The sequence below is a fragment of the Flavobacterium sp. 28YEA47A genome, assembly GCF_041262125.1.
In the GTDB taxonomy this organism is placed as follows: domain Bacteria; phylum Bacteroidota; class Bacteroidia; order Flavobacteriales; family Flavobacteriaceae; genus Flavobacterium.
On sequence record NZ_JBGCCI010000008.1, the window covers coordinates 145,607 to 160,559 of the forward strand.

General features: G+C 37.0%; 10 protein-coding genes. 7 read left to right on the plus strand and 3 right to left on the minus strand.

Annotated elements, in window-relative coordinates; genetic code table 11:
- Position 1: 1 nt before the first annotated feature.
- Positions 2 to 1,390: a phosphoglucosamine mutase gene (gene glmM / locus ABH942_RS12875; protein WP_370032589.1), complete on the minus strand. Its 1,389-nt coding sequence runs from the start codon at positions 1,388 to 1,390 to the stop codon at positions 2 to 4.
- A gap of 90 nt (positions 1,391 to 1,480) precedes the next feature.
- Here glmM and ABH942_RS12880 point away from each other — a divergent pair, with 90 nt between their 5' ends.
- The 6 genes from ABH942_RS12880 to ABH942_RS12905 all read left to right on the plus strand — a co-directional run bounded on the left by ABH942_RS12880 (position 1,481) and on the right by ABH942_RS12905 (position 13,358).
- A complete protein-coding gene (locus ABH942_RS12880) occupies positions 1,481 to 2,065 on the plus strand; it encodes an ACP phosphodiesterase (RefSeq protein WP_370032591.1) in 585 nt (194 codons plus the stop codon).
- A gap of 73 nt (positions 2,066 to 2,138) precedes the next feature.
- Positions 2,139 to 3,959 carry a chloride channel protein gene (locus ABH942_RS12885; protein WP_370032593.1) on the plus strand — a complete coding sequence of 607 codons (1,821 nt, stop codon included), beginning with the start codon at positions 2,139 to 2,141 and terminating at the stop codon, positions 3,957 to 3,959.
- A 239-nt stretch (positions 3,960 to 4,198) separates the two neighbouring features.
- Positions 4,199 to 7,030: an excinuclease ABC subunit UvrA gene (gene uvrA / locus ABH942_RS12890; protein WP_370032595.1), complete on the plus strand. Its 2,832-nt coding sequence runs from the start codon at positions 4,199 to 4,201 to the stop codon at positions 7,028 to 7,030.
- A gap of 25 nt (positions 7,031 to 7,055) precedes the next feature.
- The gene (locus tag ABH942_RS12895; RefSeq protein WP_370032597.1) at positions 7,056 to 7,781 is read left to right on the plus strand and encodes a TIGR00730 family Rossman fold protein; all 726 of its coding nucleotides are present in this window, start codon (positions 7,056 to 7,058) and stop codon (positions 7,779 to 7,781) included.
- A gap of 142 nt (positions 7,782 to 7,923) precedes the next feature.
- On the plus strand, positions 7,924 to 10,749 hold the full coding sequence (locus ABH942_RS12900) for an aminopeptidase (protein WP_370032599.1): 2,826 nt from the start codon (positions 7,924 to 7,926) through the stop codon (positions 10,747 to 10,749).
- 203 nt (positions 10,750 to 10,952) lie between these two features.
- Positions 10,953 to 13,358: a thiamine pyrophosphate-dependent enzyme gene (locus tag ABH942_RS12905; protein ID WP_370032601.1), complete on the plus strand. Its 2,406-nt coding sequence runs from the start codon at positions 10,953 to 10,955 to the stop codon at positions 13,356 to 13,358.
- A 70-nt stretch (positions 13,359 to 13,428) separates the two neighbouring features.
- On the opposite strand, the gene ABH942_RS12910 is transcribed toward ABH942_RS12905, so the two are convergent.
- On the minus strand, positions 13,429 to 13,950 hold the full coding sequence (locus ABH942_RS12910) for a hypothetical protein (protein WP_370032603.1): 522 nt from the start codon (positions 13,948 to 13,950) through the stop codon (positions 13,429 to 13,431).
- Between the two features lie 235 nt (positions 13,951 to 14,185).
- Here ABH942_RS12910 and ABH942_RS12915 point away from each other — a divergent pair, with 235 nt between their 5' ends.
- On the plus strand, positions 14,186 to 14,737 hold the full coding sequence (locus tag ABH942_RS12915; RefSeq protein WP_370032606.1) for an HD domain-containing protein: 552 nt from the start codon (positions 14,186 to 14,188) through the stop codon (positions 14,735 to 14,737).
- On the opposite strand, the gene ABH942_RS12920 is transcribed toward ABH942_RS12915, so the two are convergent.
- Positions 14,729 to 14,953: a hypothetical protein gene (locus ABH942_RS12920; RefSeq protein ID WP_306568744.1), complete on the minus strand. Its 225-nt coding sequence runs from the start codon at positions 14,951 to 14,953 to the stop codon at positions 14,729 to 14,731. The two genes, ABH942_RS12915 and ABH942_RS12920, sit on opposite strands and share 9 nt — an antisense overlap.

Genomic DNA, 14,953 nt, shown 5'->3' on the forward strand with positions numbered 1-14,953 from the left:
CTTATATTCCTGCTATTACTTTGATTTCGTCTATAATTCTTAAAGCTAAAGCATCGGCTTCTGCCTGACTTTTTGCTTCGGTATAAATCCTGATAATCGGTTCTGTGTTTGATTTTCTTAAATGCACCCAGTTTTGAGGAAAATCGATTTTTACTCCATCAACTGTTGAAATATTCTCCGATTTGTACTTATCGGTCATAGCGGTTAAAATAGCATCAACGTCAATCTGCGGTGTCAATTCGATTTTGTTTTTGCTCATGAAATATTCCGGATAAGAAGCTCTCAATTCAGAAACTTTCATCTTTTTATTTGCCAGATGCGTCAGAAACAAAGCAATTCCTACGATAGAATCACGTCCATAATGCAACTCAGGGTAGATAATACCTCCATTTCCTTCTCCTCCAATCACTGCATTATTTTTCTTCATCAGTTCAACTACGTTGACTTCGCCAACAGCACTTGCTTCATAAGTTCCGCCATGATTGTTGGTTACATCACTCAAAGCACGGGAAGATGACATATTGGAAACAGTATTTCCTTGCGTTTTGCTAAGCACATAATCTGCTACAGCAACCAAAGTATACTCTTCTCCAAACATTTCTCCATCTTCAGAAATAAAAGCTAAACGATCTACATCCGGATCAACTACAATTCCAAAATCTGCTTTTTCGCTTAGGACTAGTTGGGAAATATCGGTCAAATGCTCTTTTAAAGGCTCCGGATTGTGCGGAAAATGTCCGTTTGGCTCACAATACAATTTTACGACCTCAACGCCCATCAATTCCAACAATTTAGGAACAATTATCCCTCCTGAAGAATTCACGCCATCCACTACTACTTTGAATTTTGCCTGTTTTACAGCTTCAACATCTACCAAAGGAAGTTCCAACACTTCATCGATATGAATATCCATATAAGCATCATTAGGAGTGATTTCTCCTAAACTGTCTACATCAGAGAAATCAAATGCCTCTCTTTCGGCAATATCTAAAATTTTAGCCCCTTCGGCACCGCTAAGGAATTCTCCTTTTTCGTTTAGTAATTTCAATGCATTCCATTGCTTCGGATTATGGCTGGCAGTCAGGATAATTCCACCATCTGCTTTTTCCAACGGAACGGCAACTTCAACCGTTGGCGTTGTTGATAATCCCAAATCAATAACATCAATTCCCAATCCGATAAGCGTATTTACCACCAAATTGTGTATCATAGGCCCTGAAATTCTGGCATCACGGCCAATTACTACGGTCAGTTTTTCTTTCTTTGAGTAGTTTTTTAACCAGGTTCCATAAGCCGATGCAAATTTTACAGCGTCAACCGGAGTCAGGTTATCTCCCACTTTACCTCCGATAGTACCTCGGATTCCTGATATTGATTTGATTAATGTCATATTTTAGGTTTGATATTTTGTTTAAAATTTAAATTGTTAGCAAATATATGAATTGCCCTTTAAGTAATATAAAATTCATAAATTAGGCGAATGAATTTTCTAGCCCATATTTATCTCTCAGGCAATAATGACTTCATGAAAATAGGCGGTTTCATGGCTGATGGTGTGCGTGGGAAAGATTACGAACATTTCCCGGATGATATCCGAAAAGGAATTATCCTTCATCGTGCCATTGATACGTTTACAGATGCCCATGCAGTTTTTAGAATCAGTAAACACAGGCTTCATGAGCGATATGGTCATTATTCCGGAGTAATTATTGATGTTTTTTACGACCACTTTTTAGCCAAAAACTGGCAGGCTTATTCCGATGAAAAACTGGATGTTTTTGTGCAAAATTTTTACCAGTCACTCGAAGATAACTTTGATATCCTCACTCCTAAAGTCCAAAATATGCTGCCACACATGGAGCGCGGCAACTGGCTTTGGAATTACCAGTTTGTTGATGGCATAGGAACAATCTTATCACAAATGGATCGCCGCACAAAAGGCACTTCAAAAATGGGCGAATCTGTACAAGAATTAGAAGAATTCTATACGCAATTTGAGCAGGAATTTACCTTGTTTTTTAAAGAGCTCCGGGAGTTTGTGGTTGAAAAAATTAAAACTTTATAGTACTTTTATCAGTAAATTTTTAACAAAAGGCTTATTTTAGCGATTCTTAATCGTAATTTTTCCAAAAGAAAAAATGTCAGCCAAAAAAGCACCTAAAATAAAAGTATTTTTCAGAAACATCTTCCGACAAATTGAAACCTTGTTTTTTTTGTTCAAGAATTTTCTTTCTGAAAGACATTTTATTTATTTATCCTGCGTTGTCGTAGGGATTTCCTGTGCTTTTGCCGTAATTGTGCTGAAAGGTTTTGCGCACTCTGTTTTTGTGTTTGCTACCTATGTCAATGGTTATTTAAAATTGCCTTACATCAACAGTATACTTCCCATTATCGGAATCCTGCTGACGGTTTTTGTTATCAAAAATGTACTGGATGGGAATTTAGAAAAAGGAAGTTCCAGAATATTGTATGCTGTTGCAAAAAAAGGCGGCATATTGCCCAAAAAGCAGATGTATGCCCAGATTATCACCAGTTCCTTAACCGTAGGTTTGGGAGGATCAGCGGGATTAGAGTCACCTATTACAATTACCGGAGCCGCTTTTGGTTCTAACTTTGCCCAAAAATACCGGCTATCGCAAAAAGATAGGATTCTATTGCTTGCCTGTGGTGTAGCCTCAGGTATTGCAGCTGCTTTTAACGCTCCTATTGCGGGAGTATTATTTGCTATTGAAGTCGTATTGACTGATGTTGCTATTACCGCTTTTATTCCAATTATGATTTCTGCTGCGACAGGAGCTTTAATTTCAACAATCGTTTTAAACGAAGACGTGCTTTTGTCCTTTAAGCAGCAACAATCGTTTGATTATCACAATATCCCTTTTTATGTCCTTCTGGGAATTCTGGCCGGATTGGTTTCCGTTTACCATGCCAGAAAGTTTCAAAAAATAGAAGGCTTTTTTAAAAAATTTAAAAATGGTACTTATAAAAAGGCATTATTTGGGGCTTCTATACTAGCAGTACTTATTTTCTTCTTCCCAACACTTTTCGGAGAAGGTTACGAAAGCATCAAAACGTTATCCAATGCAAATCCACAGATGCTTTTAGAAAACACCTTACTTGACGAATACAAGAGTAACGAATGGATTTTACTGCTGTTTGTAGGTCTCACAATGTTATTGAAAGTTTATGCCACAGGACTCACGCTAGGCAGTGGCGGTAATGGAGGTAACTTTGCTCCTTCCCTTTTTGTGGGTTCTTATTTAGGATTTTTTGTTGCCAAGTTTTTCAACATTCTAGGCATCGGGAAAGAACTTCCGGTTGGAAACTTCACAATCGTAGGAATGGCAGGAATATTAAGCGGCTTGTTCCATGCACCTTTGACAGCTATCTTCCTGATTGGTGAAATCACAGGAGGTTATAATTTGATGGTTCCCCTAATGATTGTATCGTCTATAAGTTTTGCCGTTTCCAAACGATTTGAAACACATTCTATGGATGTCAAGCATTTGGCGGATAAAGGCGATGTATTTACCAGCGACAAAGACAAAAACATTCTTTCCAATATTGACATTTTAAGCCATATCAATTCAGAATACAAAACCGTTAGTCCGGACGACAAGCTCGAAAGTCTGGTCGAATACCTTACCAATTCAAGGCAGGAAGTTTTTCCGGTCGTTAATGCCAAAAACGAATTGATTGGAATCATTGACTTTGAAGACCTTAAACCTATTGTATTTAACTCTTTCAGATTAAAATATACAACCATACCTGAAGTCATGAAACCGCCTCTGGATGTGATTTCTTATGAAGACGGGATGGAAGTCGTAATGGAAAAATTTGAAAATGCCCATCTGGAACAACTTCCCGTTACCAAAAACGGCAAGTATTTTGGGTTTATCTCTAAGGTTCATGTACTTGAAACGTATAGAAAGAAATTAAAAGAAATGGTTATCGAATAAAACGCAGAGAAACGTTTAATCGTTAAACTTTGCGGCTCTGCGCCTTTGCGGGCAATTATTTTCACGCAAAGGCGCAAGGTCGCAAAGCTACAGTCTTCAATAATCTAAAAACTTTAAACTAAAAGCATTACGCTATTTTCCGGAGCCATTTTGTTTTTAATAAATTTTAAGTTTTGGACATCAGTCTTTAACTAAAAATAAATTACAAAAACGTACCTTTGCGTTTTGCAAAAAAAGCTATGCTAGACACTGAAAATACGATTGAAGTTTTGGGCGCCCGCGTCCACAATCTGAAAAATATTGACGTTACAATTCCGCGTGAAAAACTGGTAGTAATTACCGGGCTTTCAGGTTCGGGAAAATCATCTTTAGCCTTCGATACGATTTATGCCGAAGGGCAACGCCGTTATATTGAGACTTTTTCTGCTTATGCGAGGCAGTTTCTTGGCGGTTTGGAACGCCCGGATGTAGATAAAATCGACGGACTTTCGCCGGTTATCGCAATCGAACAAAAAACCACAAGCAAAAGCCCGCGTTCTACTGTAGGAACTATTACAGAGATTTACGATTTTCTGCGTTTGTTATACGCCAGAGCCGGAGACGCCTATAGTTATGTGACCGGAGAAAAAATGGTAAGCTATAACGACGAGCAAATCAAGGAGCTTATCTTCGAACAGTTTAAAGGACGAAGAATCAATATCCTGGCACCAATAATCCGTTCCAGAAAAGGTCACTACCGTGAACTATTTGATCAGATTACCAAACAGGGATTCCTGAAAGTCCGTATCAATGGCGAAATCAAAGATATTACTGCCGGAATGAAGCTAGACCGTTACAAAACGCATGATATTGAAACGGTTATTGACAGAATGCAGATTGAAAATACGCCGGAAAACGACAAACGTTTGACGGAAAGCATCAAGACAGCCATGTATCATGGCGATGACATCTTGATGATTATCGATCAGGACAGCCAGGAAATACGCTATTTTAGCCGAAATCTGATGTGTCCTACTTCGGGTATCTCTTATCCAAATCCGGAACCGAATAATTTTTCGTTCAACTCACCTAAAGGCGCTTGCGATCATTGCAACGGTTTGGGAACCGTGAACGAAATCAACATGAAAAAGATTGTTCCAAATCCAAAACTTTCTATCAAACAAGGCGGTTTTGCTCCTTTAGGAGAATATAAAAGCTCCTGGATTTTTAAGCAGCTGGAAATCATTGGAGAAAAATTCGGTTTTAAACTGACTGATCCTATTGAAAAAATCTCTGATGAAGCTATGGAGGTTATCATGCATGGTGGTAAAGAGAAATTTGAGGTTTCTTCAAAAACACTAGGCGTTACAAAAGACTATAAGATTGACTTCGAAGGAATTTCAAACTTTATAAAGAACCAATTTGACGAAAGCGGTTCTACGACTATCAGACGTTGGGCAAAAGAATTCATGGACGAAGTAAAATGTCCTGTTTGCGAAGGTTCCCGTCTGAAAAAAGAATCCCTATACTTCAAGGTAAACGGAAAAAATATTGCGGAACTGACCGATATGGATATTTCCGATTTGGCCGTTTGGTTTGACCAGCTGGATAAAGACTTAACCGAAAAACAAAGGAAAATTGCTTCTGAAGTTGTCAAAGAAATCAAATCCAGATTGAGCTTTTTAGTGAATGTCGGATTGAATTATCTGGCCTTAAGCCGAAGCTCAAAATCACTTTCCGGTGGAGAAGCTCAGCGAATTCGTCTGGCTACTCAGATTGGTTCGCAATTGGTTGGAGTGCTTTATATCCTGGATGAGCCAAGTATTGGATTACATCAAAGAGACAACGAAAAACTAATCCACTCGTTAGAGCAACTGCGAGACATTGGAAATTCAGTTATTGTTGTTGAGCATGATAAAGACATGATTGAAAGGGCTGATTATGTTATCGACATAGGTCCTAAAGCAGGACGATTTGGCGGACAGATTATCAGTAAAGGAACACCTAAGGAACTTTTGAAAGAGCATACCCTTACGGCTTCTTATATCAATGGAGAAATGGAGATTGCCGTTCCGAAAAAACGTCGTGAAGGCAACGGAAAACTTCTTAAACTGACAGGAGCAACCGGGAATAACCTAAAAAATGTTTCTATTGAACTGCCTTTGGGCAAAATGATATGTGTGACGGGAGTTTCCGGAAGTGGAAAATCGACGCTAATCAATGAAACGCTCTATCCTATCCTGAACGCGCATTTCTTTAATGGCGTTAAGAAACCTCAACCTTATAAAAAGATTGAAGGATTGGAAAATATTGACAAGATTATCGATATTGACCAATCGCCAATTGGAAGAACACCACGTTCCAATCCTGCGACCTATACCGAAGTTTTTTCTGAAATCAGAAGCCTGTTTACACAAACGCCAGAAGCCATGATACGCGGTTACAAACCAGGGCGTTTCAGCTTTAATGTTTCGGGTGGAAGATGTGAAACCTGCGAAGGTTCTGGTGTACGTACCATTGAAATGAGCTTCCTGCCGGATGTTTATGTAGAATGCGAAACCTGCCAGGGAAAACGTTTTAACCGTGAAACTTTAGAAATACGATACAAAGGAAAATCCATTTCTGACGTATTGAACATGACTGTTGATGAAGGCGTGGAATTTTTCGAAAATATTCCAAAAATCTACCGAAAAGTCAAAGCCTTGCAAGATGTTGGATTAGGTTATATTACTCTTGGACAGCAAAGCACAACACTTTCCGGTGGCGAAGCCCAGCGAATCAAGTTGGCAGGCGAATTGTCTAAAAAAGATACCGGAAATACATTTTATATTCTCGATGAGCCAACAACAGGATTGCATTTTGAAGATATTCGCGTTTTAATGGAAGTAATTGACAAGTTGGTCGACAAAGGAAATACCGTCCTGATTATTGAACATAACATGGACGTAATCAAATTAGCCGACTATATTATTGATATCGGACCAGAAGGAGGAAAAGGCGGCGGACAGCTGATTGCCAAAGGAACGCCGGAAGAAGTAGCTAAAAATAAAAACAGCTACACCGCACAATTCCTGAAAAAAGAGCTATCTTAGCAGGCTGATTAATTTTTTAAGAAAGATGAAAAAAGAGACATTCGAAAACGAAGACGACAAAATACAAGAAGTATTTAAACAAAAAACCTGGAACGAAATACGAAGCAATGACTCTTGGGCAATTTTCAAAATTATGTCCGAGTTTGTTAACGGCTACGAAAATATGGGAAGAATAGGTCCTTGTGTATCCATTTTTGGATCGGCAAGAACCAAACCCGACGATAAATATTACCTGCTTGCTGAAAAAATTGCCTATAAAATAAGTAAAGCCGGCTATGGCGTAATTACTGGTGGTGGTCCTGGAATCATGGAAGCCGGAAATAAAGGTGCCCATTTAGGCGGCGGAACATCTGTAGGCTTAAATATTGAGCTGCCATTTGAACAGCATTTCAATCCTTATATCGATAAAGACAAAAACCTGAACTTTGACTATTTCTTTGTTCGTAAAGTAATGTTTGTAAAATACTCACAAGGTTTCGTGGTTATGCCGGGAGGTTTTGGAACTTTAGATGAGCTTTTTGAAGCGATTACATTGATTCAGACCAAAAAAATAGGGAAATTCCCTATTATTCTGGTAGGAAGAGATTTCTGGGCAGGACTTATTGACTGGGTTAAAACCGTTCTGATTGAAAAATACAGCAACGTAAGTCCTGGCGATATGGATCTTATCAAAATTGTAGATAACGAAGATGAAGTATTGGACGTACTGGATAACTTCTATAAAAAATACAATTTGAGTCCAAACTTTTAATCCAAGAATTAATCGTCATATAATAAAAGCATCCTTAAACAGGATGCTTTTTTGTTTTTTCATCTTTAAGTCAATCTTAAGCAACCTTTATTAGGAATTGTATCTAATAATAATTAAACTTGCTATAACATAAAATTACCATTTGAAGACTTTCGCCAAAATTGCTATTGCTTGCCTGTCTTTATTTTTTTCCCTTACAGGAAATGCTCAGCATCATTCAAAAATGAATGTTGAAATCAACAGCGAAGAAAAGTCTGCCTACGTTCAGCAAGAAATTACTTTTAACAACCAGACCGGCGATACGCTAACTTCCATAATAGTAAACGATTGGAATCAGGCGTATTCTGACAAAAACACGCCTTTGGCAAGGCGCTTTTCTGATGAATTTGTGCGAAGCTTTCATCTTGCCCATGATGAAGATAGAGGAAAAACAGAAAACATAACCATTATCGATCAGGACGACCTGTTTTTGAAATGGCATCGTTTTGAAAAACATCTTGACGTTATTGAAATCAATCTTCGCGAAAGATTGGCTCCAAACGAAAAAATAACGCTAAAACTGACCTATCGCGTCAAATTTCCCAATGACCGTTTTACCAAATACGGATGGAATGACAAAGGCGAATTCAATCTTAAAAATTGGTGCCTCACTCCTGCCCGTTATGAAAACCATCAGTTTATAAAATACAGCAATAACAATCTCGATGATATTGCCAATGCCGCTACAGATTTTGACATCACTTTAAAATTGCCACCCGGACTTTTAGCAACTTCTGACCTGGATCAATTAAATCTGGTAAAAGGCACTGCTTTTTCAACTTATGAGCTGACAGGAAAAAACCGGCTGGACTTTAACTTGTTTATTGAACCAAAAATGACATTCTACAGTTACAAAAACAACAATATTACTGTAGAAACCAATCTAAAGGAAAACAGGCTAAACGATATACAAAAGGCTATTGTGATTGATAGAATTGTAAATTTTGTTCACGAAAATATTGGAAACTATCCTTTTGAAAAGATCACCGTTTCCCAAACCGATTATGAAAGGAATCCTTTTTATGGGCTCAACCAACTTCCTTCTTTTATAAGTCCGTTTCCTGATGAGTTTATGTTTGAGATAAAATTCCTGAAAACCTATCTGAACAACTTCCTAAAAACCAGCCTGCACCTGAATGCCAGGGATGACAACTGGATTTACGATGGTATCCAGATTTATACCATGATGAAGTACATAGACGAAAACCATCCCAATAGCAAGATGATGGGCAACCTGTCGCAGTGGTGGCTTTTGCGCGGCTACAACCTTACTACTATTGACTTTAATGAGCAGTACAGTTATTTTTATATGCTGATGGCCCGAAAAAATCTGGATCAGCCTATAGGAGATCCAAAAAACACTTTTATTAAATTCAACGAACAAATTGCAAGCAAATACAGAGCCGGACTCAGTCTTAAATATTTAGACAATTATCTTGGAAACAATATCGTCGAAAACAGTATAAGAGAGTTTTACAATCTCAACAAACAGCATATTGTTTCAAGAACAGATTTTGAAAATATCCTCAAATCCAACGCCAAACAAGACATCAATTGGTTTTTTAAAACTATAATTGACTCCAGAGCTATTGTAGATTATAGGTTTACTGATGTTTCAAAAACAAAAGACAGCGTAACATTTACGGTACGAAACAAGGCAAAAACGGTTGTTCCAATTCCTGTTTATGGAATTAAAAAGAATGAGGTTGTTTTTAAAAAATGGCTCAACAATATCAAAACCGATAGCACTTTTACCGTTCCTCGTAACGATGCAGACAAAATTGTGCTGAATTATAAAAATGAAGTTCCGGAATACAACCTCCGCAACAACTGGAAATCTTTAAAAGGATTCTTTTCACAAAACCGGCCAATTAAGTTCAATTTCATGAAAGATCTTGAAGATCCGTATTACAACCAGATACTTTATATACCTACTATAAGTTACAACCTCTATGACGGAGTTTCTCCGGGTATTCGTTTCAACAATAAGACCATACTCGACAAGCCTTTTATTTATGAAATAAACCCTATTTATTCACCCAATACGCAAACGTTAACAGGTTCTTTTTCATTTCTGGTAAATCAGCAGAACCGTGATAGAAATCCTTTTAATATCCGATATCAATTAAGCGGTTCTTATTTCCATTATGCGCCCGATGCTGCCTATACAAAGTTAACGCCAACCGTAACCATGGCTTTTCGTGAAAGCAATTTCAGGGACAACAGGAAACAAGGAATCCAATTTCGTGAAGTACTGGTAAACCGTGACAAATCGGCTTATAGTGTTGAAAAAACCGAGAATTATTCTGTCTTTAATGCCAAATATTATAACGTAAAAACAGAAGTAACGAACCATTTTAATTTTTTAACCGACCTACAGCTTTCGGGAAAATTTGGTAAAATTTCAACCGAAATCGAATACCGTAAGTTATTTGAGGATAATAGACAGTTGAATCTTAGATTGTATGCCGGATCGTTCTTTTACAATAGAACCAATACCGATTATTTTAGTTTTGCACTCGACCGTCCAACCGATTACTTATTTGATTATAACTATTATGGACGCTCAGAAAGCACCGGATTTTTTAGCCAGCAATTGATTCTTGCCGAAGGTGGTTTCAAATCCAAGCTCGACACTCCTTTTGCCAATCAATGGATGACAACCTTAAATGGTAGTTTTAATATCTGGCAATGGATTGAAATTTATGGAGATGCCGGATTTGTTAAAAACAGACATACTGACCCTAATTTTGTGTATGATAGCGGCATCCGTCTAAACCTTGTAACCGATTATTTTGAACTTTATTTCCCTGTCTATTCCAGTAACGGATGGGAAGTAGGACAACCTCATTACAATGAAAAAGTGCGCTTTATCATTACTTTCAGTCCAAAAACCTTGATTAATCTCTTCACCAGAAAATGGTTTTAAAATCCAATTTCAGCATAAGAATATTGAGAATCAATTATTTCGTCTTAAAATTACACATAAAATAATTTTAAAGAGGTTTTGCTGATTATTCTCTATTCAAAACATCATTCTTAGCTGTTTGGATGAAAATATCAAAATTAAATCCTGCTTGTTTTATAAGTAGAAATGATTAAATTTGTTTTCTATTCAAGAAATTCCATTTTATGACACAGATAGCTTCCAAAAAAGAACTTTCGTTTGAAGATTTCAAAACCGAAGTATTGAATGACTATAAGATAGCCATTATCAGCAGAGAATGCAGCCTATTAGGACGCCGTGAAGTTTTGACCGGAAAAGCCAAATTCGGGATTTTCGGTGACGGAAAAGAAGTACCTCAACTGGCCATGGCTAAAGCTTTCAAGAATGGAGATTTCCGTTCCGGCTACTACCGCGACCAGACTTTTATGATGGCAATTGGCCAAATGACAATCCAGCAGTTTTTTGCAGGACTATACGGCCATGCTGATATTGACCATGATCCGATGTCGGCCGGACGTCAAATGGGCGGACATTTTGCTACGCACAGCTTAAATGAAGACGGTTCATGGAAAAACCTTACTTTACAGAAAAACTCTAGTGCCGACATCTCTCCTACCGCGGGCCAAATGCCTCGATTGTTAGGATTGGCACAGGCATCTAAAATATACAGAAACGTTTCCGGAATCAACAACAAGACCAATTTCTCTATCAACGGTAATGAAATTGCCTGGGGAACGATTGGAAATGCGAGTACATCTGAAGGTTTATTTTTTGAAACAATCAACGCTGCCGGAGTTTTACAGGTTCCGATGGTTATGAGTGTTTGGGATGACGAATACGGAATTTCTGTACATGCAAAATACCAGACTACAAAAGAAAATATTTCTGAAATTCTGAAAGGTTTCCAAAGAGATAATGAAAATAAAGGTTATGAAATCATCCGTGTAAAAGGATGGGATTATCCGGCTTTGGTAACTGCTTACGAACAAGCAGCCCATATTGCAAGAGAAGAGCACGTTCCGGTACTAATACACGTTCAGGAATTGACTCAACCGCAAGGTCACTCAACGTCAGGTTCGCATGAACGCTACAAAAATGCAGACCGCTTAGCCTGGGAAGCTGATTACGATTGCATCCGCCAGATGAAATTATGGATGATTGCTATCAATATTGCTACTCAGGAAGAATTAGATGAGATTGATAATGCGGTTAAAAAAGATGTTCTTGAAGGTAAAAAAGCAGCATGGAGCGCTTTTGTAGATCCTATCAAAAAAGAACAAAAAGAATTGGTTGCCTTGCTAGGAGACATTGCGGCATCAAGCGAAAATAAAGTTTTTATCCAAAAACTGACATCTGACTTAGCTGGCATCAAAGAACCAATCCGTAAAGATATTATCGTAACGGCACGAAAAGTGTTACGCCTTATTGCTAAAGAAAATGGCAGAAACCAGTTAGCACAATGGATTACGGCCTATATTGAAAAAATACAACCGAAATTCAGTTCTAACCTGTTCTCAGAATCTACCCAAAATGTTCTTTCTGTAGAGGAAGTACGACCTGAATACGCAGAAAATGCGGAAGAAGTTGACGGAAGAATTATCATCCGTGATAATTTTGATGCCATTTTCAGCAAATATCCTGAAACTCTTGTTTTTGGTGAAGATGCGGGTAATATTGGTGACGTAAACCAAGGTCTGGAAGGAATGCAGGAAAAATATGGCGAACTGCGTATCGCCGATGCCGGTATTCGTGAAGCTACAATTTTAGGACAGGGAATTGGAATGGCGATGAGAGGATTGCGTCCTATTGCCGAAATCCAATACCTGGATTACCTGCTGTATGCTATCCAGATCATGAGCGACGATTTGGCTACATTACAATACAGAACCAGAGGAAAGCAAAAAGCACCGTTAATCATCAGAACCAGAGGACACCGTTTGGAAGGTATATGGCACTCAGGATCTCCAATGGGAATGATTATTAATGCTATTCGAGGAATACACGTTTTGGTTCCTAGAAACATGACCAAAGCTGCCGGATTCTATAATACCTTATTAGAAACTGACGAGCCGGCTTTAGTTGTGGAATGCTTAAACGGTTACCGACTAAAAGAAGCAATACCAGTCAATATGGGTGAATTCAAAACTCCGATTGGTGTTGTAGAAACGCTTAAAGAAGGAAAAGATATTACTTTGGTTTCTTACGGTTCAACATTGCGTTTGGTAGAACAGGCAGCCAAAGAACTTTTGGAAATAGGCATTGATGCTGAAATCATTGACGTACAGTCGTTATTGCCATTTGACATCAACCACGATATTGTAAAATCGTTAGCAAAAACAAATCGTTTATTGGTTATTGATGAAGATGTTCCAGGCGGAGCTTCGGCTTATATCTTGCAACAGATTCTTGACGAACAAAACGGATATAAACATCTGGACAGCAAACCGGAAACACTGGCTGCGAAAGCACACCGTCCGGCTTATGGAACTGATGGAGATTATTTTTCTAAGCCATCTGTTGAAGATATTTATGAAAAGGTATACGCTATTATGAACGAGGTGAATCCTGAAAAATTCCCGAATTTGTATTAATAGTATTTCGATATTAAAAAAATCCAGCTTTAAGCTGGATTTTTTGTTTATATTTTTTTCTATTATCAAATCATATTACTCCCAAATCCATTTCTTCTATCAAATCCGCCCAAGAACCCTGCTCTATATCATTGTTTATCTGTAATAACTGTTTTTTCAATTCTTCTGCATATTTAGAATGATTTTTAGAATAGTCTCCTAGTTTCTGAGGTATTTTAATTTCATCTCTAAATTTGACATATGTATATGTATATTTCAAGAAAAATTCCAAATTTGAATTTAAAATATGAAATTTATTATCATCACCTTCATAGTTTAGGTTAAACACAATTTTTCCTGTAACCAAGTCAATGCATTCGCTATAATATTCCTCATCCCCTTTTCGTGTTGCATATTTTAAATACCTGCCATTGATAGTTTGTAATTTATCCAACGTAATATAGTCACCACCATATCCTGAATAATTTGGAATACCTATTTTATATAAAATCTGTTTAGTTTCTTCAGACAACCTGCTATTTACTTCTGTTGCTTCTGGAAATATCTTACATGCTTCTCCAAAATATTCTTTAATTTTCTCTAGTGTTATCATAAATATATTGACCTTTTAAATTATATTTTGTTTCTCTTCAATATTCTTGATTCAGATAGTCTCATGATTTGTAAACCTTTTTAGCTCAAAACAAAGCTTCATATATCTGTTCACATTCTTCCAAAATGTATCCAATCTTTAAAAGTTCTACATCATAATCAGTAAATTTTATCTTCTGATAGTGGGTTTAATATTATTTGCTTTACTTTATATTTGAAATATAAAATATATAGAAATGTCGTTATCAGATGTTGTACAAAAATATTGGAATTTTGCTTCAATAGCCCATTTGAATCAGTTTTACACAAATTACAAAGGGGAAAAACTTCCCTATATTAACCACATAGGAAGTGTCGTTCAAGAATTATATATCTTTTTATTACAGAGAGAAAATATATATGATATAGAACTAGCAATTGGTTGTGCCATTCTTCATGATACAATTGAAGACACTCCATTTACGCATGATGATATTGAAAATCAATTTGGAAAAAAAATAGCTGATGGTGTTTTGGCTTTAACAAAAAATGAAACCATCGAAAATAAAAAGGAAAGAATGGCAGATAGCCTGAGAAGGATTAATCAACAACCAAAAGAAATTTCTCTAGTAAAAATAGCAGATAGAATTGTAAACTTACAACCACCGCCTAAACATTGGTCATTAGAAAAAAAAGAAAAGTATTATGAAGAATCTAAGTTAATTTATAAAGAGCTAAATTCTTCAAATACTCTTCTCTCCAATCGATTGCTAGAAAAAATCGAAAATTATAAAATTTATTTAATATAACCCTTTTTCGTCTTTCAATTCTTTTACATAAGCATTGAATTCTTCTTCTGTAAGTTCTTCGCCATCACCTGAAAAATCTGACCATATTTTTGAAGCATATGTCATATCTTCTTTAAATTCGCCTGTATCATATTGAAAAGCATAAAATGTAGAATAGTTATCTTCAACTTCTTCAAATATTGGCCTTACACCATATTTATAAAACTTTTTTTCCAT

Bases quoted from the DNA above. Each gene is read 5' to 3' on its own strand.
- ABH942_RS12880 (WP_370032591.1), top strand. From the start codon at position 1,481: ATGAATTTTCTAGCCCATATTTATCTCTCAGGCAATAATGACTTCATG.
- uvrA (WP_370032595.1), top strand. From the start codon at position 4,199: ATGCTAGACACTGAAAATACGATTGAAGTTTTGGGCGCCCGCGTCCAC.
- ABH942_RS12910 (WP_370032603.1), bottom strand. From the start codon at position 13,950: ATGATAACACTAGAGAAAATTAAAGAATATTTTGGAGAAGCATGTAAG.
- ABH942_RS12915 (WP_370032606.1), top strand. From the start codon at position 14,186: ATGTCGTTATCAGATGTTGTACAAAAATATTGGAATTTTGCTTCAATA.
- ABH942_RS12920 (WP_306568744.1), bottom strand. From the start codon at position 14,953: ATGGAAAAAAAGTTTTATAAATATGGTGTAAGGCCAATATTTGAAGAA.
- glmM (WP_370032589.1), bottom strand. From the start codon at position 1,390: ATGACATTAATCAAATCAATATCAGGAATCCGAGGTACTATCGGAGGT.
- ABH942_RS12885 (WP_370032593.1), top strand. From the start codon at position 2,139: ATGTCAGCCAAAAAAGCACCTAAAATAAAAGTATTTTTCAGAAACATC.
- ABH942_RS12895 (WP_370032597.1), top strand. From the start codon at position 7,056: ATGAAAAAAGAGACATTCGAAAACGAAGACGACAAAATACAAGAAGTA.
- ABH942_RS12905 (WP_370032601.1), top strand. From the start codon at position 10,953: ATGACACAGATAGCTTCCAAAAAAGAACTTTCGTTTGAAGATTTCAAA.